This window comes from Streptomyces gelaticus, assembly GCF_014649535.1.
In the GTDB taxonomy this organism is placed as follows: Bacteria; Actinomycetota; Actinomycetes; order Streptomycetales; family Streptomycetaceae; genus Streptomyces; species Streptomyces gelaticus.
The window spans coordinates 423,855-446,794 of record NZ_BMTF01000004.1 but is presented as its reverse complement, the minus strand read 5'-3'; the positions used below and the strand labels follow the sequence as shown (position 1 = coordinate 446,794).

Below are 22,940 nucleotides of genomic sequence, written 5' to 3'. Positions count from 1 at the left end.
TGCCGAAGTCGATGACCCGTGGGCCTTCCAGCGGCAGCAGCACGTTCTGCGGCTTCACGTCGCGGTGGACGATGCCCAGGCCGTGCAGGGTGACCAGCGCCTCCGCGGTCCCGGCGGCGATCCACCGCACGGCCGAGGCGGGCAGCACCCCGCAGGTGCGGACGAGTTCGGCGAGCGAGGGTGCGGCGATGTAGTCGATGGCCATCCACGGCCGCTCGGCGTTCGCGTCGGAGTCCCGTACGCGCGCCGTGTACGCGCTGTCGACCCGCTGTGCGAGCGACACCTCGCGGGCGAAGCGCCGCCGGTCGGTCTCGCCGACGTTCCCCTCGGCCAGCAGTGTCTTCACGGCGACGAGCCCCCGGCCGCCGCGCTCGCCGCCGCGGGCCAGATAGATCCGCCCCATGCCGCCGGACGCCAGCCGTCCGATCAGCCGGTACGGTCCGAGCGTCGCCGGATCGTCCGAGCCCAGTGCCTGCACCCGCGCCCCGGCCATGGTCCTCCCCCTGTCACATCACCGTCGAGCCCATCAACGGTGCCACGAGCGCGCCCGAACAGCCATGGGATGCGGCAAGTCCCGGGCACTCTGTTGCGGGTCCGGGACAGGCCCGGGACGGCCACCGGACGGCGGCGGACCCGGAGCGTGCAGCAGCGCCGCCGGGGGAGCGGCGGCGCTGCTGGTCACTGATGCCGGCAGGCGGCAACGGCGGGCTGCCGGATGCGTACCGGTCGTCGGCTACGGCAGTCCGTGCACGTGCGGGGCCACCGAGTTCGACCAGGCGTTGCCCGACTTGGCGTCCCAGTTGGTCGACCAGGTCATCGCGCCCCGGATGCCGGGGTACGTCTTCGAGGGCTTGAACGTGCCGCAGTTGGTGCCCGAGGCCAGGCAGTCCAGGGCCGCGTTCACGACCGAGGGCGGGACGTAGCCGCTGCCCGCACCGCTGGTGGAGGCGGGCACACCGAGGCCGACCTGGGACGGGTCGAGGCCGCCCTCCAGCTGGATGCAGGCGAGCGCGGTGAGGAAGTCCACCGAGCCCTGCGAGTAGACCTTGCCGTCGCAGCCGAGCATCGAACCGCTGTTGTAGTACTGCGTGTTGACGACGGTCAGGATGTCCTTGATGCCGAGTGCCGTCTTGAAGTACTCACCCCCGGTGGACTGCATGTCGATGGTCTGCGGGGCCATCGTGATGACGAGGCCCGAGCCCGCCTTCTGCGACAGCGAGCGCAGCGCCTTCGTCATGTACGTGGAGTTGAGGCCGTTCTCCAGGTCGATGTCGACACCGTTGAAGCCGTACTCCTGGATGAGCGAGTGGACCGAGTTCGCGAAGTTGGCCGCGGAGGCGTCGCTGTTGACCGAGACGGAGCCCTTCTCGCCGCCGACCGAGATGATGACGTTCTTCCCGGCCGCCTGCTTCGCCTTGATGTCGGCCTTGAACTGGTCGACGGTGTAGCCGTTCAGGCCGGCCGTGTCCAGGTTGAAGGTGACGGCGCCCGGCGTGCTCGTGGCATCGGCGAAGGAGACCGCGATGATGTCGTAGTTCGCGGGTACGTCGCTGAGCTTCTGCACGGTCGCGCCGTTGTTGAAGTTCTGCCAGTAGCCGGTCACCGCGTGCTTGGGCACGGAGGTGCCGGGGTTGCCGCCGCCCTCCTTGGCCGTACGGCCGCTGACCGCGGTGGACTTGACGGACTCGCCGGCCGCGTTGGTGGCGGTCACCGCGAACTGGTACGCCGTGTCGGCGGCCAGCCCCGTGACCGTGGCCGAGTTCCCGGTGGTCGTGGCCGCCTTCTGGCCGTCCCGGTAGACGGTGTAGCCGGTCGCGCCGGACACCGCGTTCCAGGACAGGGCCACGGAGGAGGAGGTGGTCGCGCCGACCGCGAGTCCGGCCGGGGCGGACGGAATGGTTGGTTCCGGGTCGGTGCCGCCCCCGCCGTCGGGGCCGTTGACCGAGACGTCGTCCACCAGATAGGCGGACTGCCCGTACCAGCCGTGCGTGTAGACCTCGACCGAGGTGGTGTCGGGCCCGGTCCTGAAGCTGGTGGTGAGCTGGGTCCAGTCGCCGGAGCCGGGGGACCAGGTCGATACGTCGGTGGTTCCGGTGCCGCTCGCGCCGAGGTACGCGTACCCGCCCTGCACCCAGGAGCTGAGCGTGTACGTCGAGCCGGGCTTCACGGCCACGGTCTGCGAGCACCGCGCGGTGTCCTGGCCGGAGGGGGTGGCCTTGAGGGCCGCGGTGCCGCCGTGCGCGGGGGAGGAGACGGTGGTGCCGCTGCCGTTGGTGCAGGACCAGTTGGCGAGCCCGGACTCGAAGCCCGCGTTCTTGGCGACGTTGATGTCGGCGGCCCGGGCGTTTCCGGCGAGGCCCGTGGCGGTCAGCGCTCCGGCGGCGAGGACGGCCATGGCGGCGCCGAGCCGGATTCGGCGACGCCCGTGGATTTTGCGGCCGTTGAGGGGGGAACGTTCCACTTGCTGCCTCCGTGGGGGAGTCGGGGATGCCTGCCGGGGTGTCCGGGGACGAGCCGGCGGGGGACCGGCGGTACTCGGGGCCGTCCGGGAGGCGACGGGGAGAAGAAGGGGATGTGGAGTTGAGGAACGGTGGCCACCGCTGGCCGATAAGCTGGTCCAGACCAATCGAGTTGTCAAGACCTCTGGCAGCGGGGCCTGGGGCGACCGCGTCCGCCGGGCGGGTCCGTACGCGCTCCGCTTCCGCCCCGCGATGCCCTCCGCGAGGCCCCGAGTCCAGGCGGCGCGCCTGTGAATTGACGTTTTGTTGACTCCTGCGGGTCACGTTCGGGTGACGCCGCGAGGGTGCTCGGACAGTGACGGTCCGCCACTCCCCGGTGGTGGGTGTGGAGGTTCCGGATCCGTGCTGACGTGCGGAAATGAATCTCCGGGATCAGGTGGCGGGGAGGTGGATTCGTAACCCTCCGCAGTTGTACAGAAGTTGACGATTTTCGATTTGATCCGATTTAGCACTTGGGTGTAACGCGGGCGCCTCGCACACGTTGTCGGACTGGCCCCCGAAAAGTGTTCTCTGCCAGGTAGGACGTGGATAAAGTGCTGAGGCAGAACCGCGGAGCAGGAGCGATTGCGGCCGACGTCATGACCGGCGTCCGGCCGGAGCCGAAACGGGGAACAGCGTGCCGACCGCAATAGCAGTGACCAATGCTGACTTGGTACTACCTCCGACCGATCAGCAGACACCGACAGCCGCCCTGCTGCAGGCACCCGATGCCCAGGCGCTGGAGATGGCCATCGGTGACATGCATGTGCTGCTCGAACAGCACGGCTATGTAGTCGCCGTCTACCCGACCGGCATCTCGCCCGCGCACGAGCGCCGGCTCTACTCCGTGCGCTCGGTCCTGGAGAGCGACCGCATCGCCCTGGTCAAGGTGGACCTCCCGCCGCTGGGCGTCGCCGTGCTCGTCAGGCAGCTGCGCCAGTTGTCCATCTGCGACTTCAGCCCGGGAGTGGTCGCCTCCGCCGCCCGGCTGCTGACGCACTACATCCACGCGGGCGCCCTGCTCCACTCCGTCACCAAGTTCGACCGGGTCCCGGTCGACCTCAGGACCCATGCCAAGTCCTGGGTGCCCGGTTCGCAGTTCGCCGTGGTCGCGGGGCCCGAGCCACAGCTCGTCAGAGTCGGCCCGAAGGTCGACCCGCCGACCGGCCCGGAATTCACCACCCACCTGATGACCGCCAAAGGGCAGTCCCAGTCGGAGTGGGTGAAGGAGACCCTCGCGCCCGCGTGGAAGGTCCAGTCCATTCACGAGTCCGCGCTTCCGTCCGAATCCCCGGCATGGTGGGGAACCGGAAAGCTGGTGGAATTCGCGGCCTACCTGCCAGACATCTCCGTCCTGTACCAATTGGTGGCCTCCGTACGCCGTGAGAACTGCCACTGGTGCCGAATGGAACTCATCGGTGACCGCTGCGGGTTCTGCTCCTCCCCGCTACCCGCGGCCGAGAACCGAATGCACTCTGCCGGTGTCCTCAGCCATGGAGCGCTCGCACCACCGCAGTCCTAGCGCTTCCGCTTTCCTCCGTAGACGCCCTTCCGTCCGCTGCCCCAAGCATCCGAATCGAACGAGGTTGTCCGGCCCATGAACTCCCGTCAGCGCCGCGGCGTGATACTCCTGCTTTTGTCGGTTCTGTGCGCCTTCGGCGCCTTCGCCGGCGTGCTCTCGGTGATCAGTGATGTCAACTCCAAGGTCGGACCGGAGGTCTCGGCCTACCAGCTGAAGTCCGACGTAGCGCCCTACACCGCCCTGTCCGCCGGGCAGTTCGAGAAGATCTCGATGCCCAAGCGCTGGCTGTCCTCCAACGCGGTCACCGACCTCTCCGAGGTGAACGGCAAGATCGCCGTCACCCAGCTGCGCAAGGGGTCGCTGCTCCAGTCCGACATGATGCAGCGCCGCCCCGAACTGCAGCCCGGGGAGCAGGAGATCGCCATCATGATCGACGCCGCGACCGGTGTCGCGGGCAAGATCACCCCCGGTGCCACCGTCAACATCTACGCCACCTTCGCCGGTGAGCGCGACGGCGACCCCTCCCAGTCGAAGGTCATCGTCTCCAACGCCAAGGTCCTGGACGTCGGCAAGCTGACCGCCCTGGAGCCCAGCCACGACGGCAAGTCCAACATGGGCACCGAGGCCGTCCCGATCACCTTCGCGCTCAACACGCTCGACACCCAGCGCATCGCCTACGCCGAGTCCTTCGCGGAGCACGTACGCCTCGCGCTCCTCGCCTCCGGCAGCGACAGCACCATCCGTCCGGGCGACCGCACCTACACGCTCGACAAGGACAAGTGAGGATCGAATGACCACGAGGATCCTCCCGGCCGTCGGTGACGTCGACGCGGCCAGATCCGTCACCACCCTGCTCAGCCAGCTCCCCGACGCGGAGCCGGCCGCTCCGGTCAGCGACTCGACCCAGCTCATCGACACCCTCGCCCGCCTCGCGGGCGAGTCGCTCGACGATCTGCCCGAGGTCGTGCTGGTCCACGAGCGGATCGGACCGGTGCCGGCCCTGGAACTGATCCGGGAGGTCTCCCTGCGCTTCCCCGCCATCGGGGTCGTGCTGATCACCGCCGATGTCACCCCCGGTCTGTTCTCGTCCGCGATGGAGTCGGGTGCACGAGGAGTCGTCACCCTCCCCCTCAGCTACGAGGAACTGGCCAACCGGGTTCAATCCGCGGCCCAGTGGTCCGTCGGAGTCCGCCGCCACCTGACCACCGGGACCGATGTCTTCACCGGTCCCGGCGGTACGGTCATCACCGTCAGCGGCGCCAAGGGCGGTGTCGGGACCACCCTCACCGCCGTACAGATCGCCCTGGCGGCCCAGGCGTCCGGGCGCAGCGTCGCCCTGGTCGACATGGACCTCCAGGCCGGTGACATCGGCTCGTACCTCGATGTGCAGTTCCGGCGGTCCATCGTCGACCTGTCGGCGATCACCGACATCTCGCCCCGCGTCCTGTCCGACGCCGTGTTCAGCCACGGCACCGGTCTGGCACTGCTCCTGGCGCCCAGCGAGGGCGAGAGCGCCGAGGAGGTCAGCGACCGCTCGGCCCGCCAGATCGTCAGCGCCATGCGCTCGCGCTACGAGGTCCTGGTCGTCGACTGCGGCAGCCAGCTCCAGGGCGCGAGCGCGGCGGCCATCGAGATGGCCGACACGGCGCTGCTGGTCACCACGCCCGATGTGATCGCGGTGCGCGGTGCCAAGCGGGTCGTACGGATGTGGGACCGGCTCCAGATCCGCAAGGCCGAGGAGACGGTCACCGTCGTCAACCGCTTCATCCGCAACACCGAGATCCAGCCGCAGCTGATCGAGAAGATCACCGGCACCACCACGGCCAACACTGCGATTCCGGCGAACTTCAAGGAACTCCAGGCCGTCGTCGACGCCGGCCGGCTGCACGAACTCGACTCCAAGAGCACGGTCAAACAGGCCCTCTGGGCCCTTGCGGGCGAGCTCGGCATCGTCAAGGTTCCTGAGAAGGCGGAAAAGAACGGCGCGAAGAGCGGCGCGAAGTTCAAGAACGACCGAGGCTCGATCGGGCGCCGCCGCGACCGCGACGGCGACTCCAGGAAACGGCCGACGACCTAGGGGGCAAGTTGACCAATGGCACTTACCGAGACGAAAGACACGGCGATACGGGGAAGGCACCACGGTGACGCCGCCCCGGCGCGGGTCGGGCTGTGTGCCCGTCTCCTCGGCCGGGGGCGCGACCGCGGTCAGACCGCGATCGAGTTCCTGGGCGTCACACCGCTGATCATCCTGCTGCTGATCGCGCTGTGGCAGTGTGCGCTGATCGGGTACACGTTCTCGTTGGCGGGGAACTCGGCGGACCAGGCGGCGCACAAGGGCGCCATCGCGCAGAGCATGCGCGGGCAGGCGTGCCGGGACGCGGCCGAGGAGGACCTGCCGACGGTCTGGCGGGAGTCGATGAAGCGGACCAAGTGCGAGAGCTCGGGCGCGCTGTACAAGGCCACGGTGAAGCTGCGGGTACCGGTACTGGTACCCGGAGTACTCAACTGGCCGATGACCATCGAGGGCAACGCCGCGTCGCCGCTGGAGGCCGAGCGATGAGCATGCGCGTACACACACCGGGCGGGAAGACCGCCGCAACCCGCCGGGACCGCGGCCAGGTCGCCATCGAGTACATGGGCTTCATCCCGCTGCTGCTCCTGGTGGGCCTCTTCGCGATTCAGCTGGGGGTGGCCGCGTACGCCGCCAACCAGGCGGGCACCGGTGCCCGCGCGGCCGCGCGCACCGCCACCCAGGACGTGTCGCGCGGGGATTCCGAGCAGGCGGGGCGCGACGCGATGAGCGACTGGCTCGGCAGCCACAAGAACGCGAAGTTCAGGCGTCACGGTGGGTCCGGCGAAGTCACGTACACCACTCGCGTGCGGATCCCCTCCGTCGTACCCGGAATCGACGACTGGGGTTGGGCCAAGCGCAGTTCCACCATGCCGCGAGGGTGAGCGGGGCCCGCATCGCACCACCGGAGCACCACTAGCACGTCTGAGCGAGGAGTTACGCAATGAGTCTGCGGGCACGCATGACCGCCCCCGAGAAGAACGGCGGGGCGCGGGAGGACAGCCACATGGTGGCCACCTACCGCGCCAAGCTGCTCGAAGAGATCGACCTGGCGGAGATGTCCTCGCTCGCCGCCGCAGACCGGCGAGCGAGGCTGGAGCGTGTACTCAGCCACATCATCAGCCGCGAGGGACCGGTTCTCTCGACCGTCGAACGCACCCAGCTGATCCGACGGGTCGTCGACGAGGCCCTCGGTCTCGGCATTCTGGAACCACTCCTCGAAGACGCGTCCATCACCGAAATCATGGTCAACGGACCGGACCAGATCTTCGTCGAGCGCAGTGGCAAGGTCGAGCAGCTTCCGATGCGTTTCAGTTCGCACGAGCAGCTGATGCAGACCATCGAACGCATCGTGTCGACGGTCAACCGCCGTGTCGACGAGTCAAACCCCATGGTTGACGCGCGTCTACCCAGTGGTGAGCGTGTCAACGTGATCATCCCGCCGCTGTCGCTGACCGGTGCGACGCTCACCATCCGACGGTTCCCGAGGGCCTTCACGCTCCAGGAAATGATCAACGTCGGCTCGCTCGACGAGCAGATGCTGATCCTGCTGTCCGGGCTCGTCCAGGCGAAACTCAACGTGATCGTCTCCGGAGCCACCGGTACCGGGAAGACGACACTTCTCAACGCGCTCTCCGGCCTGATCCCCGACAGCGAGCGCATCGTCACCATCGAGGACTCCGCCGAGCTCCAGCTTCAGCAGAGCCACGTCATCCGACTGGAGTCGCGGCCGGCGAACGTCGAGGGGAAGGGCCAGATCACCATCCGTGACCTGGTCCGCAACTCCGGGGAATCGCTTGACATGCTCCAGGCGATGTCGACCGGTCACGACGGGTCGCTCGCCACCGTGCACGCCAACAACGCCGAGGACGCGCTCATGCGTCTGCAGACCCTGGCGTCGATGTCCGAGATCGAGATCCCGTTCGAGGCGCTGCACGACCAGATCAACAGCGCCGTCGATGTCATCGTCCAGCTCACACGGCATGCCGACGGCTCCCGAAAGATCACCGAGATCGCCGTGCTCGACTCGCACGGGCGCGATCCCTACCGCATCGTGTCCGTTGCCCGCTTCGACGCCCAGCCCATGGACGCCGAAGGACGGATCAACGGCGAGTTCAAGTACCTCCCGATCCCGCGCAAGATCGCCGAGCGCCTCTACATGGCCAGCCAGCCCATCCCGCAGGCCTTCGGGGTTGCCGAATCCGCCGAACAGCTCGCCACCCGAGAGGCCAACTAGGTAACGTGCCATGACGAATCTCCCTCTTCTCACCATCGGCGTCACGCTGCTCGCCGGTGTCACCGGCGTCGCGGGCCTGCACGCCTACAGCGGTGGCAGGGCCGATCGGGACGCCCTGGTGGACCGGCTCTCACACACCGGGCACATACCGGAGGCGGGTCGCCGTCGTCGATTCCGGGCGCTGGACAGCCGGCTGCGGAAGACCGGCCTGGGGCGGAAGCTCGAACTGAAGCTGGCCGCCACCGGCCTCGAGATCACCCCGGGCGAGTTCTTCGTCTTCGCCGTCGTCGCCCTGGCCGGGCTCTGGATGATCGCTTCGTCCCTGCTCGCCAGCTTCTTCGGTCCGGTCGCCGCCCTCATCGGTCTCTGGGGAACCAATGCCTTTCTGAACTGGCAACGGACCAAGCGCACCGAGCACTTCATCAACCAGCTCCCCGAGCTCGCCCGCATCCTCGCCAACGCCACCCAGGCCGGCCTGGCGCTGCGTACCTCCATAGGCATGGCGGCCGACGAGCTGGAGGACCCGGCGGGCGAGGAGCTGGCCAGGGTCGCCCGCCGTCTCGCCGTCGGCGAGTCGCTCGAGGACGCGATGAGCGAACTCACCGACCGGCTGCCTTCCCGTGAACTCGTCGTCCTCGTGACCACCCTCGTCCTCTCCAACCGCGCCGGCGGTACGGTCGTCAGCTCGCTGCGCAACCTCACCGAGACGCTGGAGGAGCGCAAGGAGACCCGACGAGAGGTCAAGACCCAGCTCTCCCAGGTGACGGTCACGGCCTACGCCGTTCCCGCTTTCGGTCTGGGCGCCATGCTCCTGATGAACGCGGTCATGCCTGGTGCTCTCGACCGTATGACCGGCGCACTCATCGGCCAGGTCGCGGTGATCGTCTCCCTCGCCCTGTACGCGATCGGATTCCTCGTGATCCGACGCCTGTCCAAGATCGACGTCTGATGGGTGGCGCATACATGGATCTGCTGTTGGCTGGCATCGTTGGACTCGCGGTCTTCGGAGCCATCGCAGGTATCCGCATGTACCGGGCCGATGCGAAGCTCCCCGGTGACCTCGCGATCGCCCTGGAAGTCGGCTCCACGCGCACCAGTGCGGTCGGCTCCGGTATCGACCGTCTCGGCATGCGCTGGGCCCCCATGGTGCTGAGGATGATGGGCCCCAAGGCCGTCAACAAGAAGCGCCGCCAGATCGACATGGCGGGTAACCCCGGCGGTCTGACCATCGACCGCTACGCTGCCCGCCGGGCCGTCTACGGCGCACTCGGCCTGCTCGGCGCCTTCTCGATGATCATCCGCGGGCAGATCTTCCTCTCCCTGGTACTGATCGCCTTCGGACTGTTCTGGGTCGAGGTCGGCATCTGGTCCGCGGTTCGCATCCGCCGTGACCACATCGACCGGACGCTTCCGGACTTCCTCGACGTGCTCGCCGTCGTGGTCTCCGCCGGCCTCGGCTTCCGGCAGGCCCTGGCCAGGGTCGCCGACAAGTACGAGGGGCCCTGGGCCGACGAACTCCGCATCACCCTGCGCCAGATGGACATGGGTGTCAGCCGCCGTGAGGCCTTCGAGCAGCTGCGCAAGCGCAATGACTCGGAGCAGGTCGCGATGTTCGTGACCACGCTCCAGCAGGGTGAGGAGCTCGGTGCGCCGATCGTCGAGACGCTGATCCAGATAGCCAACGACATGCGGCGCACGGACGCCCAGAACGCCCGCCGGAAGGCGGCCAGGGCCGTTCCCAAGGCGACCTTCGCGGTCACCACGTTCCTGCTCCCCGGAACGCTCGTGATGCTGACGGTCGGCTTCGTCTACGGGGTCAACGTCGACTTCAGCACCCTCATGGGCGGATGACGTGAACGAGGCGGACGGTGGGCAGAACCGCCGAGGGGAGGTGAGACGCTCATGTCGTTCCAACTCGGCAGCATCCAGACCGGACTGAACGCGCAGGTACGCCAGGCGATCGCCGATCCCGGGGCACGCCCGGCGTTCGCGATCCAGCTCAACGCGCTCCAGGCCATGTGCCGACAGGTCTTCGGCTTCCGGCTCGCCATGATCGCCGTAGCCACACCGTTCGCCATCGATCACACGGCCTCGGGCCTGGCCACATGGCTGATCGGCTCGGCCATCCTGGTCACCTTCATGGGCAGCTACCTCCTGTTCCGGGACTGGGAACGCTTCGGACCGGTTCTGCTGCGCCACCCCTGGCTGCTCGGCATCGACTCCTTCTTCGGCGCCCTGCTGCTGATCACCGCCTCACCGGAATCCACTCTCGCCTACGTCACCGTGTGCACCCCGATGCTGGCCGGGCTGGTCCACGGCTGGCGGGGTGCAGCGATTTTCGCGGCGCTCCAGACCGCGATCGTCCTCGGTGTGTACGGGACCGACCCGAGGCTGGAAGCCACCGGTGCGACGGCATTCCTCCTTCCGGGCTTCTGCGTGATAGCGGGGGCGGTCGGTGTCACGTTGCGCAACCTCCTCCTCCGCTTCGGTTCCGCCAGCCAGGCCCTCACCGAGACCAAGGCACGGCTCGCAGTCAGCGAGGCGGTGGAGGGGGAGCGCGCCCGCCTCGCCCGGGAAATGCACGACTCGGTGGCCAAGACCCTGCACGGCCTGGCACTGGCAGCCGACGGCCTGGCGGTGTCCTCCGACCGGATGGACCCGCTCACCGTCAAGCACCAGGCCGAACTGGTCGCCCGCGCCGCTCGCCGGGCCGCCGCCGAGTCCCGCGAGCTGCTCTCCGACCTGCGCCGCGAGTCCGGACTCGACGGAGGCGTGGACGTGATACGCGAGCTCCGGGCGCGTGCCGACGACTTCACCCGGCGCCACGAGCTCACCGCCACCTTCCGACTCCTCGACGACGTTCCGATCCCACCGGTCCCGCAAGTGGTCGCCCGCCAGCTGCTCACCATCGCCTCCGAGGCGATGGAGAACGCCCACCGTCACGCGCAACCCACCTACCTCGTCGTACTCGCTGGTGTGAAGGGCGACGTCCTGCGCGTCAGCGTGTACGACGACGGGCGCGGCCTGCCTCCGGGCACAACGCTCGACGACCTCCGGCACGCAGGGCACTTCGGCCTGGTCGGAATGGTCGAGCGCGCCGCGTCCATCGGTGCCCGTATCCGTATCGGAAAAGGGAAGGCGACCAAGGGCACCGAGGTCCGCCTGGAACTCCCGATCGCCGCTCTGCTCGCCACTTCCGGCGCGGAGCAGCCCGACTGAACCGCTCCGTTTCCACCCTCACCCCCATTGGACCTTTGAGAGGAGGTCGCAGATGCAGGACGACGTCTCCCGCGCGTCGGGCCTGAACCGGGCCGCACCGCACCACGCGTCCCAGCACACGTCCCCGCACGTCACACCGCTCACCTCGGAGCCCGGCTCCCATGCGTTCCCCGTCCCCCAGCAGCCAGCGGCATCCGAGCCCATGCCTCCCTTTCCCGCGGCGGTGCCCGTGGCCGTTCCCAGCGCCCTGAGGGTCGTCGTCGCCGACGACAACCCGGTGGTCCGGGCCGGCCTCGGCGTCCTGCTCTCCGGCCGCGACGACATCGCAGTCGTCGCGGAGGCCGTGGACGGCCGCCAGGCCTATGACATGGCCGTACACCACCGTCCGGACGTCGTTCTGCTCGACGTCCGGATGCCCGGCGTGGACGGGATCTCCGCGCTGCCGCACCTGGTGCAGATCGCACCCGTGATGATGCTGACCTACAGCCGTGAGAACGAGATCGTCCACGAGGCGTTGCGCCTGGGCGCGAGCGGCTATCTGGTCCACGGCGAGTTCACGGCCGATCAGCTGGTGCAGGCCGTACGCGACACGAAGGACGGCCGGGCCCACTTCACCGCCACCGCGGCGAACGCTCTCCTGGCCCACATGCGCCAGGGCCCGGGACCGCAGTCGCGACCCCTTCCGGAAGGACTCGGAACGGCGCTGACCACAGGCGTTCCCTACCAGGGGCCCGGATACGACGGACACCCCCCGAGTTCTGTTCAGCAACACGGTGCGCCTGCACACGCCCCCAAGCCCGAACCGTCTCCACCTGCGCCGCGCCCCGTCCAGTCATCGCAGGGTCTTTCGCATCTGCAACCAGTTGTGGCACAGTCTTCCATGACCGGGGAACCGGGCACGAAGCTCAACAGACAGCAGTACGGGCTGAGTTCACGGGAGGTGGAGGTCATGGAGCTGATCGCTTCCGGCATGAGCAATCAGCAGATCGCCGCCACCTGCTTCATCAGCGAGAAGACGGTCAAGAACCACATCAACCGCATCTTCACCAAGCTGCACAGTGCGAGCCGCAGCGAGGCCATCGCCCGCTGGCTCGGCACGGCCCCCTCTGCGGGCAGCGGGGTTCGCGAGGCCGGTGGTCGCCGTGGCTGAGCGCAGGAGTGCGAGCGGAGCCGTGGTGGGGCGTGGGTCCTGGCGGCGTGTACGGGTGCCGCAGACCCAACTGACGCTTTGGGCCCGGGAATGGGCCCTGGGACCCTCCGGCGGGCGAGTTCCGCCGCCGTATGTTTCTCATGTCGCCAGCGGCACCGGCCAGGAGGAAGCCGGTACCGCAGGCGGCACCCAAGAAACGTGCGAGTCGGCCGGCTTCCGGTCGGCCGAACCCGGAGGGGAACACCATGTCGGACATCACCCTGAAGACCGCCGTTCGCATCAACGGCTGGGCCAACACCGCCGTGAGCCGCATCCAGAAGCGCTACGAGAACATGGACCGCGGCCAGACGGCGTTCGAGTACCTGGGCATCATCCTGGTGGTCGTGGCGATCATCGGCGCGATCGCGGCCTCGGGCATCGGTGGCTCGATCTCGGGCAAGATCTCCAAGCTGGTGGACCAGATCAAGGCCGGCTAATGACCGCGAAACTTCGCGGCGAGGCAGGGCAGGCTTTCCCCATCTACGTTGTGATGGTGGCGGGCCTGCTCTTCCTCGCGTTTGCCTTCTTTACCGTCGGCAAGGCCGCTGCCTTGCGCAATGGGGCCCAGGGCGCGGCAGATGCTGCCGCGCTGGCTGCCGCTCAGCAGTCCCGTGAGCAGTTCGAAGGCCCGTTCCTCGCTTCTCTTCCCGAGAGCATGCTGGACATGTTCCTCCAGGCGCACCCGGTCACGGGGTGCCCTGCGGCGCAGGCGATGGCCGCAGAGAACGACGCGAAGCTCTCCCCGTTCCCCGGATGTGTCGCCACGTCCGGCGGCGAGCGGGACAAGATCAGGGTTGACGTGAAGACACTCAAGCCTGTGGGTGCGTCAGTGGTTCCCGGCATGAAGCGCACGTTCGCCAAAGGTCACGCCACTGCTGTCATCGAATGGCGTTGCCCCAGGTGGCGGTCTGTCGACCTCGACGACGACACCATCCAAGACGTGTACTTCTTCTCGTGCAGGGGAGGAGAGATGCTCGAAATCATGCCGAGCAGCCCTCCGCCCTGGTCTCAGGTGAGCAAGATTCTCTTTGACGTGCACCTGGTCGACAGCTGACAGCGAACGACGAGTAAAGGAATCAGAAGCGATGAGCATTCGGCGCTCCATCAAGTCCCGAAGGGTAGTGGCAGCCGCCTCGATGGCGGCGGCCCTGACCCTGGCCGTCACCGGCTGCGGTGCCGACGACGGCGGAGGGGCAAAGGACACCGGTTCGCCGTCTTCCCCCGCGTCTCCGAAGTCCTCCGACGAGGACAAGGGAACGAAGCAGGAGGACACCGCAGCCGGGGAGAACGTGGACCCGAATGTGAAGCTCGCGGAGGCCAGGGGCGAAAAGAACATGCTCCTGGTCATCAATCAGGTGAAGAGGGACTCCGGCGGGTTCGTTACGGTTCAGGGCGAGCTGAAGAATCAGGGTGACGTCGCTGTCAACCCGTCCGTATGGGCCGGAAACGAAAACGCGATCGTCACCAACAACCTCAACTCCGTCGGTGGTGCGACGCTCGTGGACAAGGTAGGCAAGAAGCGCTACTACATCCTTCGGGACACCGATGGTCGTTGCCTGTGCACGGCCGGGATGTCTGCGGTCCAGCCCGGAAAGTCCGTACCGGTGTTCATGCAGTTCCCGGCGCCGCCCGCCGAGACGACCGAGGTCGACTTCAACCTGCCGACGTTCGCCACCACGTCGCTGAAGATCTCCGGGTGACGGGCGAGATGACAAACACCCGCATGCGGCGTGGGCCGATTCAGAAGACAGGAATGGCCATTGCGACGGTAGTGCTGATGGCCGGCACGTCCGTCATGGGGGCCTCGGTCGCTCTGGCCGATGACGGCCCGAGCGTCCCGCCAGGTACCGAGGCATCCGCGGCTCCGCCGGTCGCTGTGGACGGCAAGGACTCCGACCTCAAAATGGTCGACGGCGCCACGCTTGCTCCCGCCAAGGTGCTCGACATCATCCAGGTCGTCGAGGACATGGGCGGCGAGGAGCGTCGCGAGGACACCAACGCGAACATCAAGTTCGCGCTCCAGTCCGAGGTCCTCTTCGGCAAGGACAGCGCCAAGCTGAGCCCCGCGGCCAACTCCCGTATCGCCGCCATCGCCGCCGAGATCAAGAAGCAGAAGGCCACCAAGGTGCGCGTCTTCGGCTTCACCGACAACCTCGGCTCGTCGGCCCACGGCGATGTGCTGTCCAAGCAGCGGGCCAACGCCGTGCACGGCGTGCTGGCCAAGGAGCTGGGGTCGGGCATCAGCTTCGAGATCCGTGGCTACGGCGAGCAGTACCCGATCGCCGACAACAGCACGGAAGAAGGCCGGAAGAAGAACCGGCGCGTGGAGGTCTCCTTCCCGCGCAGCACGTCTTCCTGAGGAACCGCGCCACCACAGGGGCCCGGCACCGCGAGCACATCGCGGTGCCGGGCCCTCTCTGCTGTCTACAGAAGGTGGTCGGCCTTGCCGGCCTTGATGTCGCGGATCATCTGCTGAAGCGCTTCGCGGCTGTCGGTGAGGAAGCGATCCTCGAAACCGGCGACGGCGATGTAGCTGTTGCCCGCCCCATCGGTTCCTATCCGGTAGCAAGAGTTCCCTTCGCCGCAGAACGAGTCTTCCCAATTGACGTCCGACATCGGTCGTCTCCTCAGAGTTGGCGTGCGATGTTGTGGATGAAGGCCCGCGACTTGTCCGGTGACAGCGCGATCCCCTCCATCCAATCCAAGTGATCCCGATACTTCGCCAGTTGGGCCTGGGAGTGGACGAAGACAGGTCCGTGAGAGTTGTCGATCTGCACGGTGTCGAGCTGAGTCACAGGCCCCTCTGCGTACAGGACGGTCTGTCCAGCGCCGGGGAAGGCGCCGGCTTCGAAGGGGATGACCAGCAGTGTGATATTCGACTGCTCGGACTTGTTCAGCAGGTGGTCCAGCTGGGCGCGTGCCACGGCGCGACCGCCGAACTGCATCCGGAGTGCGGCCTCGTGCACGATGCCTGTGTACGGAGGGGTGCCCCCGTCCAGGACTTCCTGCCGCTCCACGCGGTGTGCCAGCCTCAGTGCAACCTCTCGCTCCGGTAGCTGTGGCACTACCACACGGAAGAGGGACAGGGCATGGTCCGAGGTCTGGAGGAGGCCCGGAATGTGTACGGAGTACGCGGCCCGCATGCGTAGCGCGTGCATCTCCAATTCGGCGATGTCGAGCAGCCCTTGGGGAAGAAGCCCTCGATATCTGTCCCACCAGTTGCGGCCGCGTGATTGGGCCATCTCGACCAGCGCGTCGACGTACTTCACGTCGGTGCAGTCGCAGTTGCAGGCCAGAGTGCGCAGCCGATCGGGGCTGATGGGGCGGGTACCGGCCTCGATGTTCGAGATCTTGCCCCGGTCCACGCCGAGCAGTCCGGCCGCGAACTCGGCGGAGACATCGGCCGATGTGCGCATCTTCCGCAGCTCGGCGCCGAGCCGCTTCTGACGTTCGGTAGGAGACGTCCTTGCTGCCATGCCGTTCCTTTCCGCATGCGGTCACCGGCAGTCTGCCGCGTGTGCGTACCACTCGGCCACGAAAGGGTTCTTTCTCCGAAGAGAGAGGGTAATTTTACCCTTCAGGCGCTACGTTAGGTCACGCACCGCTCACTGAGCGACGGCGAGCCGGAAGTGCATCACGCGGTCCTGCCTGCAACCTCCTGCCCTGGGAGGGGCGGTCCCGTGTCAGGGAGACAGGCCACTGCTCGTCCGTAGCGCAACCATGTGAGCCACCCGTGCGCGCCCACGCGAAAGAGAGACACACGCCAACTCGCCGCCCTTCTCAGGGGAGTCAGTCATGCACTCATCTCCGATCGCCGCACTCTGTCCGGCCGCCGCCGAGGCACGTATGCCGGTTCCGTTCACGTATCCGTTTCCGCATCCCACGCTGCGAACCAACCCGCAGCCGCACCCCCAGCCCTACCTTCGCCCGAAAGGCCGTTCCGGGCGCGGGCTCGCTCTGAGCTTCACGTTGCCCGGTGACGTCCGCAGCGCGTACATCGGCCGCACGGTGGTGGCTGCCGCGCTGGAGACGCACGGGCTCGCCCGGTACGTCTGGCCTGCCACGCACGTCGTGGACGAGCTGGTCGCGGTCACCGCGAGAATGAGCCCGGGGAAGGAGCTCTACGTATCCCTGCGTCACCGGGACGACGCCGTACGCATCCTCGTCTGGGACCAGCACCCGCACCACAGCGACCCGCACCTGTCCACACTCTGCGAGACGCGGCGTCGGCGGGCGCTCTGGCTGTTGGCGGCCGTTGTGGACGACTGGGGCGGGGAGTGGGGCGCCTGCGAGGCGAACTTGCCGCAGCGAGGCACCAAGGCATGGGTGCAGTTGCCGAGCTGACGGGTGCAGGGGATGGGTGCACTCGCTCCGTGAGGGTGACGGACTTTGACGTGGCGGGCGGGCCATGACGACCGGTGTTGCTCCTCACTCGGAGCGGCGCTGTTCTGTGCGCCAACCATGCCTACCGGTTTTCCCCTGGCTTTCAGCGCCGACGATCTTTCGCACGCCGACGCCGGTGGGCAGGAATCGGCTGATCGAGGGGAGTTCAAGCGTAGGCGTCCTCGACGACTACGCGTCGCACTGTACGCAGTGTCGACCGGAGACTGTCCAGATCGGTCGAGCCCAGAGCGAGACGGATCGCTTGCGGTGTGTGCATCGAGGTGGTGAACGGCTCGGCCGTGGATACCGAGATGTGCTGACGCGCGAGGGTGGCGGTCAGGCGGTCGGCGCGTGCGTCGTCGGGCAGCGGCAGCCATGTGAAGTAGGACGAGGGGTGGCTGATGAGCGGTAGGCCGGCCAGCTCTTGTCCGGCGAGTGCCTGGCGGGTCCTGGCGTCGTCTCGTTTCAGCGCTTCCAGGTGGTCCACCGTGCCGTCCTCCAGCCAGCGGCAGACGATCGCCGTGGTGAGGGCCGGGGTGTTCCAGGTGGTCGCCCGAATCGCGCGTTCGAGCGAGGGCACCGCAGAGGGCGGGGCAACGACGAAACCGACCCGGAGACCGGTGGCGACGCTCTTGGACAGTCCCGAGATGTGGACGGTGATGTCCGGCGCGATTGCAGCCAGGGGCGGTGGCGAGTCCTCCACCAGGTAAGCGTAGGAGGCGTCTTCGATCAGGAGTGGACCGTACTGTCGAGCGATCTCGACGAGGCGGGTTCGGTCAGGTGCCGGCATGACCCAGCCCAGAGGGTTGTGCAAGGTGGGCATGGTGTAGATCGCGCGCACAGGGCGCGTCGCGCACAGTTTCTCGAGGGCATCGAGATTCGGCCCGTCGGCGGTTACGGGGATGGGTTCCAGGTCGAGATGAAAGGTATGTGCGAGCACCTTGAAACCCGGGTAGGTGAGTGCGTCGACCGCGACGACGTCGCCGACCTTGAGCGCGGCCATGACGGTGATGGCCAGGCCTTGCTGCGCACCGTTGGTGATGAGGATCCGATCCACGTCCGTGGTGATTCCTCGACGCCTCAGGTACCGCGCGATCGAGGCTCTGTCCTGGGGGCGCCCTCGATGTGGTTGGTAGCGCAGCAGCGAGTCGAGATCACCAGAGGTGGCCACCTCTCGCAGTGTTTGCCGGAGGAGATCGGCTTGCCCGGGCAGCGACGGATAGTTGAAGTTGAGGTCGACCGCATCCGTGGCGACGACCTGTTGATCGATGCCGTGACCGGCGGGAACCGCGATGTCACGCACGAACGTACCGCGGCCCTGTTCCCGGCTCACCAGGCCCATCGCTTCCAGCTCGGCGTACACCCGGGTCGCGGTCACCACGGCGATTCCCTCACGAGCGGCGAGCCCGCGGTGTGTCGGCAGCCGCACGCCCGCGGCGAGCCGCCCGGTCCGGATGTCGCGTGCGAACGCGTCGACCAGCTTTTTGTACCGCGAAGCTGCCATGCACCGGATTGTATGCGTGACAATTTTTCGACTGTCCTGTTCGTGGGTCTCTACGGTCAAGACCCACCTACCGGGAAGGACAGACGCCGTGCACATCGCCATCCTCACCTTCGAGGGCTACAACGAGCTCGACTCCCTGATCGCGCTCGGTGTGCTCAACCGCATCAAGACCGACGACTGGCGCGTCACCATCGCCACCCCGAGCCCCAGGGTGACGTCGATGAACGGAGTGGTCATCGAGCAGATGTCCACTCTTGAGGAGGCGTGCACCGCTGACGCCGTCATCGTCGGCAGTGGCATGGCCACCCGCGAGGTCGTCGAAGACCCGGCGATCATGAGCGTCCTGCGTCGCCTGGACCCCTCGCGCCAACTCATCGCGGCACAGTGCTCCGGCGCGCTCGTGCTGGCCAGGCTCGGCCTGCTCGACGGCATCCCCGCTTGCACCGACCTGATCACCAGGCCCTGGGTCGTCGCCGCCGGCGTCGAGGTACTCAACCAGCCCTTCTACGCCAAGGACAACATTGCGACCGCCGGCGGCTGCCTGGCCTCGCACTACCTCGCCGCCTGGATCATCGCCCGACTCAAGGACAACGACGCCGCAGAAAGCGCGCTGCACTATGTCGCCCCGGTCGGCGAGAAGGAGGAATACATCGAGCGCGCCTGGCGCAACATCACCCCCTACTTGCCCGCTGCCGCACCGGCGCTCGTGCGAACGGCGAGTCGCAGACAGTGACCGGCAGTGTGATCGACCTGCTAGCCGACCGCGCGCCCGGTCTGCTGCGTGCCCTGCGCGAAGCCGATCCCGCCTACGTCGTGCCGGACGGCACCCTGGCTGAGTGCGACCGGTTCGGCGACGCCCGGGGCACTCGGTCGGGGGCGGTGCGGTCGCGGTTCACGGCTCCTGCATGTCTGGTGTCGGTGAGACCGTCGTACCGGCAGCCAGCAGTCTCTCGGCCAGTGCGCGGCAGCGGCTTCCGAGCTCTGGCGGGTCGAGTATCTCGAAGTCGTGTCCCAGGAGAAGTACGTGCATGAGTACGGCGTCGAGGCCGGCGGCGCCACTGAGCACCTCGCAGCGCTCGCTTCCCCGGTGTCGTACGACGGCTGCCGACGCCGGAATCTGCGCGCGCACCGTGTCGGCCGACGCGTGCACGAGGAAGCGCGCCCGGTGCGGGTAGACCCGGCTCGCCACACCCTCCTGCACGTACGTCGCTGCGTCGGGCGCCGGGCGCGGGCGGAAGTGCCAGGTCCGTGCGGACACCTCGGTCATCCGGTCGGCGCGGAAAGTGCGCCAGTCGTCGCGGTCGAGGTCGTAGGCGAGGAGGTACCAGCGCCGGTCGGAGGCGACCAGGCGGTAGGGCTCGGCGCGCCGCGGTCGAACCTCGCTCCCGGACGGGTAGTTGAAGCCGGTCTCGACCTCGTCGCGGCAGGCTCTGGCCAGCGTCATGAGGACCTCGGGGTCGACCGGCGTGTGGCCTGTGCCGAAGGACTCGACCGAGCCGGAGAGTGCGCGCACCTCGTGCCGAAGCCGGGTGGGCAGCACTTGGTCGAGCTTGGTCAGCGCCCGGAGAGCGGCGTCGCCGGCGCCGGTGACCACGCCACCCGCGCCGGCGAGCAGCGAGACCGCGGTGGCGATCGCCTCCTGGTCGTCGAGGAGCAGCGGCGGCAGGTTCTGCCCCGGGCCGAGTCGATAGCCGCCGCCGACACCCTGGCCGGCGTGCACCGGATAGCCGATGGTGCGCAGGCGCTCGACATCGCGCCGTACCGTGCGCGTCGTGACCCCGAGACGGTCGGCGAGCTCGGGGCCGGTCCAGGTCTGGCGCTGCTGCAGCAGCCCGAGCAGGGTGAGCACCCGCTCCGTCGTATCGCGCTCGGCACCGCTTGCCACGTTCATGCCGCCCACGTTGCCAGAGAAAGCGGACCGGTCCTGTCCGCCATGGGTGTCACGGTGGGGCCATGGAAGCAGACGAACTCGATGTGAACCGGACGCTGCGAGAGCAGCGCGCCTCTACGTGCACACAAAACCCGGCACCTCTCGGGAGAGACTCATGACCGTGAAGACGACACACCTCGACCCTGAAGAGCTCCACCACAACCCTGCCTTCACCCAGGGCGTGATCACCCCCGCCGGCCGGATGCTCCATGTCGGTGGCCAGCTCGGCACCGACAGCACCGGAAACCTGCTCGACGGTATTGAGGCGCAGACAGCTCAGGCGATGCGCAACGTGCTGACTGTGCTTGCTGCCGCGGGCACCGGTCCCGAGCATGTCGCCAAACTCAACATCTATCTTGTCAACGGGGTCGACGCACAGGTGGGATACGCGGCGTCGCGATCGGTGTGGGGCGATCACCGCACAGCCATCACGGTTGTTTCCACCGCAGGACACGCTCGCCCGGGCGCGCTCGTGGAGATCGACGCGGTAGCGGTCATTCCTGAACAGGACGAACCTGCGGATCGAGACTGCGAAGGCGTGACTCGCCGCGTGGCCGATGACACAGCGCCGTAGCACGATGGGCTGGTCGACGACTGGGCTGGTCGACGATCGACTGGGGTGGCGCGTGGGGCGTCAGTGAGCGCTCACGCCTCACGCGGCAACCATGTCGGGGGTGGTGCTGCCCCGCTGACAGCCGGGCGGGACGCGCGAGCGGGGGCCGAAGCGTCCTCGCTCCGGCCCCCGCTGCGCGATCGGGAATGTGCTCAGGCCTTCGGCTCGGTGAAGCGGATGCGGTTGCCGAACGGGTCGCGCAGGCCGCAGTCGGTTCCGTACGGGCGGTCGGTGGGCTCCTCGGTGAACTCGACGCCCCGGGCGAGCAGCGTCTCGTACGTCTTGCGGCAGTCGTCCGTGTTGAAGATGAGCCAGCCGCCCATGGCGCCCTTGGTGACCAACTCCCGTACCTGCTGGGCCGTTTCCTCGGACAGGGCCGGGGCGCCCGGCTTCTCCAGCATGATCTGGCGCTCGGGGTGGCCGGGGATGCTGACGGTCAGCCAGCGCATGAAGCCCATGTCCACATCGGCGCTGACCTCCAGGCCGAGCTTGCCGACGTAGAAGTCGAGGGCCTCGTCCTGGTCGAGGACGTAAATCTGCGATTGCGTGATGGCGTTGAACATGTGCATCACGCTACGGGGCGCGCTCGAAGAAAACTTATCCAAATCTGCTCAGCTACTCGGCCGCATCCATGCCATGGTGAAGCACGTCGGGACGCCCGTGGCCGTCGCTTCCTTGCGGTACGTTCTCGGCGACCGGCCGACGATGTCATGGAACGTGCGGCTGAACGTCCCCGGGCTGCCGAAGCCGACCTCGTAGCAGATGTCCGTGATGCTTCGGTCGGTCTCCCGCAGGAGGAACATCGCGCGTTCGACGCGGCGGCGTTGCAGGTAGCGGTGGGGCGTCTCGCCGAACGTGGCCCGGAAGGTGCGTGTGAAGTGCGCCGGGGACACATGCGCGATGCGCGCCAGGGCCGGGACGTCCAGCGGCTGCGCATAGGCGCGGTCCATCGCGTCCCGGGCCCTGAGCATCCGGCGGTTGGTCTCCTCCACGGCACGGTTCACAGAGCCATGACACCACACAAGGCCCGGCGCGGCCCGGGGTTGGGTGGGAGGGCTCAGTGGACGACGTCGAAGACGTTCTTCTGGAGGCCGTTGGAGTACGCCTCGTGCTCGACGAGCTTCAGCTTCTGGGTGTCCTTGTCCGTGTCGCTGAACAGGCGCTTGCCCGCGCCAAGGAGGAGGGGGAAGACCAGGAGGTGGTAGCGGTCGATCAGGCCGGCGTCCGAGAGGGCGCGGTTGAGAGTGGCGCTGCCGTGGACGATGATCGGGCCGCCCTCGGTCTCCTTCAGGGCGGCGACCTCGTCGAGCGAGCGCAGGATCGTGGTCTCGCCCCAGTTGGAGACCAGGCCGTCCTCGGCGAGGGTGGTGGAGACGACGTACTTCGGCATCGACTTGTAGTCGGTGAATTCCGCCATGTCCGGCCAGACGGGGCTGAACGCCTCGTAGCTGACCCGGCCCATCATCAGCGCGGCGGCTTCCTGCTGCTCACGGCCCTTGATCTCGAAGGCCTCCGGGACGAACTCGATGTCCTTGAAGGTCCATCCCGCGTTCCGGTATCCGGATTCCCCTCCCGGGGCCTCCACTACGCCGTCGAGTGAGACGAAGGCGGTGCTGATCAAGGTACGCATCTGAGGACTCCTCGTTTCACGTGGGTGGTGCGGCAGCAGGTTCGGCCGGTGACCGCTCCGATCTTCTTCCACCGGCTTCGGTTCTCGGCTGCGCCGCGCCAACTATTGCTTACTTACCTACAGACTGCGGACCGGCAGGAAAATC

General features: G+C 67.6%; 26 protein-coding genes. 17 read left to right on the top strand and 9 right to left on the bottom strand.

Going from position 1 to position 22,940, the window contains the following annotated elements:
* The coding region (locus tag IE107_RS08875) for a protein kinase domain-containing protein (protein ID WP_189542873.1) at positions 1–493 on the bottom strand (493 nt) is incomplete at its 3' end.
* A 240-nt stretch (positions 494–733) separates the two neighbouring features.
* Complete coding sequence (locus IE107_RS08870) at positions 734–2,395, bottom strand: chitinase (protein WP_189542939.1); 1,662 nt, start codon at positions 2,393–2,395, stop codon at positions 734–736.
* Positions 2,396–3,153: 758 nt separating this feature from the next.
* On the opposite strand from IE107_RS08870, the gene IE107_RS08865 reads away from it, so the two are divergent.
* The 14 genes from IE107_RS08865 to IE107_RS08800 all read left to right on the top strand — a co-directional run bounded on the left by IE107_RS08865 (position 3,154) and on the right by IE107_RS08800 (position 15,094).
* On the top strand, positions 3,154–4,020 hold the full coding sequence (locus IE107_RS08865; protein ID WP_189542871.1) for a hypothetical protein: 867 nt from the start codon (positions 3,154–3,156) through the stop codon (positions 4,018–4,020).
* 75 nt (positions 4,021–4,095) lie between these two features.
* Positions 4,096–4,803, top strand: coding sequence for a Flp pilus assembly protein CpaB (cpaB, locus tag IE107_RS08860; RefSeq protein ID WP_189542869.1), 708 nt, complete (start codon positions 4,096–4,098; stop codon positions 4,801–4,803).
* A 7-nt stretch (positions 4,804–4,810) separates the two neighbouring features.
* A complete protein-coding gene (locus IE107_RS08855; RefSeq protein ID WP_189542867.1) occupies positions 4,811–6,097 on the top strand; it encodes a CpaE/TadZ family protein in 1,287 nt (428 codons plus the stop codon).
* A gap of 15 nt (positions 6,098–6,112) precedes the next feature.
* Positions 6,113–6,580 carry a TadE/TadG family type IV pilus assembly protein gene (locus IE107_RS08850; protein ID WP_189542865.1) on the top strand — a complete coding sequence of 156 codons (468 nt, stop codon included), beginning with the start codon at positions 6,113–6,115 and terminating at the stop codon, positions 6,578–6,580.
* A complete protein-coding gene (locus IE107_RS08845; protein WP_229866772.1) occupies positions 6,577–6,975 on the top strand; it encodes a TadE family protein in 399 nt (132 codons plus the stop codon). The genes IE107_RS08850 and IE107_RS08845 overlap by 4 nt, the downstream gene beginning before the upstream one ends.
* Before the next feature lie 59 nt (positions 6,976–7,034).
* On the top strand, positions 7,035–8,327 hold the full coding sequence (locus IE107_RS08840) for a TadA family conjugal transfer-associated ATPase (protein ID WP_189542863.1): 1,293 nt from the start codon (positions 7,035–7,037) through the stop codon (positions 8,325–8,327).
* Between the two features lie 10 nt (positions 8,328–8,337).
* Positions 8,338–9,276: a type II secretion system F family protein gene (locus IE107_RS08835; protein ID WP_189542861.1), complete on the top strand. Its 939-nt coding sequence runs from the start codon at positions 8,338–8,340 to the stop codon at positions 9,274–9,276.
* A gap of 14 nt (positions 9,277–9,290) precedes the next feature.
* Entirely contained in the window at positions 9,291–10,178 is an 888-nt protein-coding gene (locus IE107_RS08830; protein WP_189542935.1) for a DUF5936 domain-containing protein, read from the top strand.
* A gap of 51 nt (positions 10,179–10,229) precedes the next feature.
* Entirely contained in the window at positions 10,230–11,546 is a 1,317-nt protein-coding gene (locus IE107_RS08825) for a sensor histidine kinase (RefSeq protein WP_189542859.1), read from the top strand.
* A gap of 52 nt (positions 11,547–11,598) precedes the next feature.
* Positions 11,599–12,696, top strand: a complete 1,098-nt coding sequence (locus IE107_RS08820; RefSeq protein ID WP_189542857.1) for a response regulator transcription factor — start codon at positions 11,599–11,601, stop codon at positions 12,694–12,696.
* A 245-nt stretch (positions 12,697–12,941) separates the two neighbouring features.
* The gene (locus IE107_RS08815; protein ID WP_072484032.1) at positions 12,942–13,172 is read left to right on the top strand and encodes a Flp family type IVb pilin; all 231 of its coding nucleotides are present in this window, start codon (positions 12,942–12,944) and stop codon (positions 13,170–13,172) included.
* Positions 13,172–13,789 (top strand): pilus assembly protein TadG-related protein, encoded by a 618-nt coding sequence (locus IE107_RS08810; protein ID WP_189542855.1) that lies wholly within the window; start codon positions 13,172–13,174, stop codon positions 13,787–13,789. Before IE107_RS08815 ends, IE107_RS08810 begins: the two co-directional genes overlap by 1 nt.
* Before the next feature lie 31 nt (positions 13,790–13,820).
* A complete protein-coding gene (locus tag IE107_RS08805; protein WP_189542852.1) occupies positions 13,821–14,435 on the top strand; it encodes a hypothetical protein in 615 nt (204 codons plus the stop codon).
* Between the two features lie 53 nt (positions 14,436–14,488).
* Positions 14,489–15,094 (top strand): OmpA family protein, encoded by a 606-nt coding sequence (locus IE107_RS08800; protein WP_229866771.1) that lies wholly within the window; start codon positions 14,489–14,491, stop codon positions 15,092–15,094.
* A 65-nt stretch (positions 15,095–15,159) separates the two neighbouring features.
* On the opposite strand, the gene IE107_RS08795 is transcribed toward IE107_RS08800, so the two are convergent.
* Positions 15,160–15,351 carry a hypothetical protein gene (locus IE107_RS08795; RefSeq protein WP_189542848.1) on the bottom strand — a complete coding sequence of 64 codons (192 nt, stop codon included), beginning with the start codon at positions 15,349–15,351 and terminating at the stop codon, positions 15,160–15,162.
* 11 nt (positions 15,352–15,362) lie between these two features.
* Positions 15,363–16,211 (bottom strand): helix-turn-helix domain-containing protein, encoded by an 849-nt coding sequence (locus tag IE107_RS08790; protein WP_189542845.1) that lies wholly within the window; start codon positions 16,209–16,211, stop codon positions 15,363–15,365.
* Positions 16,212–16,530: 319 nt separating this feature from the next.
* Here IE107_RS08790 and IE107_RS08785 point away from each other — a divergent pair, with 319 nt between their 5' ends.
* Positions 16,531–17,079, top strand: a complete 549-nt coding sequence (locus IE107_RS08785) for an ATP-binding protein (RefSeq protein WP_189542843.1) — start codon at positions 16,531–16,533, stop codon at positions 17,077–17,079.
* 205 nt (positions 17,080–17,284) lie between these two features.
* Here the strand turns inward: IE107_RS08785 and IE107_RS08780 are convergent, their stop codons facing one another.
* A complete protein-coding gene (locus tag IE107_RS08780) occupies positions 17,285–18,622 on the bottom strand; it encodes an aminotransferase-like domain-containing protein (protein WP_189542841.1) in 1,338 nt (445 codons plus the stop codon).
* An 88-nt stretch (positions 18,623–18,710) separates the two neighbouring features.
* On the opposite strand from IE107_RS08780, the gene IE107_RS08775 reads away from it, so the two are divergent.
* A complete protein-coding gene (locus IE107_RS08775; RefSeq protein WP_189542839.1) occupies positions 18,711–19,355 on the top strand; it encodes a DJ-1/PfpI family protein in 645 nt (214 codons plus the stop codon).
* A 159-nt stretch (positions 19,356–19,514) separates the two neighbouring features.
* Here the strand turns inward: IE107_RS08775 and IE107_RS08765 are convergent, their stop codons facing one another.
* Positions 19,515–20,513, bottom strand: a complete 999-nt coding sequence (locus IE107_RS08765; protein ID WP_189542837.1) for a helix-turn-helix transcriptional regulator — start codon at positions 20,511–20,513, stop codon at positions 19,515–19,517.
* A gap of 154 nt (positions 20,514–20,667) precedes the next feature.
* On the opposite strand from IE107_RS08765, the gene IE107_RS08760 reads away from it, so the two are divergent.
* Positions 20,668–21,126: a RidA family protein gene (locus tag IE107_RS08760; RefSeq protein WP_189542833.1), complete on the top strand. Its 459-nt coding sequence runs from the start codon at positions 20,668–20,670 to the stop codon at positions 21,124–21,126.
* A 191-nt stretch (positions 21,127–21,317) separates the two neighbouring features.
* Here the strand turns inward: IE107_RS08760 and IE107_RS08755 are convergent, their stop codons facing one another.
* Genes IE107_RS08755 through IE107_RS08745 form a run of 3 tightly spaced genes read right to left on the bottom strand, consistent with a single transcriptional unit; the run spans position 21,318 to position 22,795 of the window.
* Positions 21,318–21,728, bottom strand: a complete 411-nt coding sequence (locus tag IE107_RS08755; protein ID WP_189542831.1) for a VOC family protein — start codon at positions 21,726–21,728, stop codon at positions 21,318–21,320.
* Between the two features lie 48 nt (positions 21,729–21,776).
* Positions 21,777–22,169 (bottom strand): helix-turn-helix domain-containing protein, encoded by a 393-nt coding sequence (locus IE107_RS08750; RefSeq protein ID WP_189542829.1) that lies wholly within the window; start codon positions 22,167–22,169, stop codon positions 21,777–21,779.
* Positions 22,170–22,222: 53 nt separating this feature from the next.
* Positions 22,223–22,795 carry a dihydrofolate reductase family protein gene (locus IE107_RS08745; protein ID WP_189542827.1) on the bottom strand — a complete coding sequence of 191 codons (573 nt, stop codon included), beginning with the start codon at positions 22,793–22,795 and terminating at the stop codon, positions 22,223–22,225.
* Between the last annotated feature and the right edge of the window lie 145 nt (positions 22,796–22,940).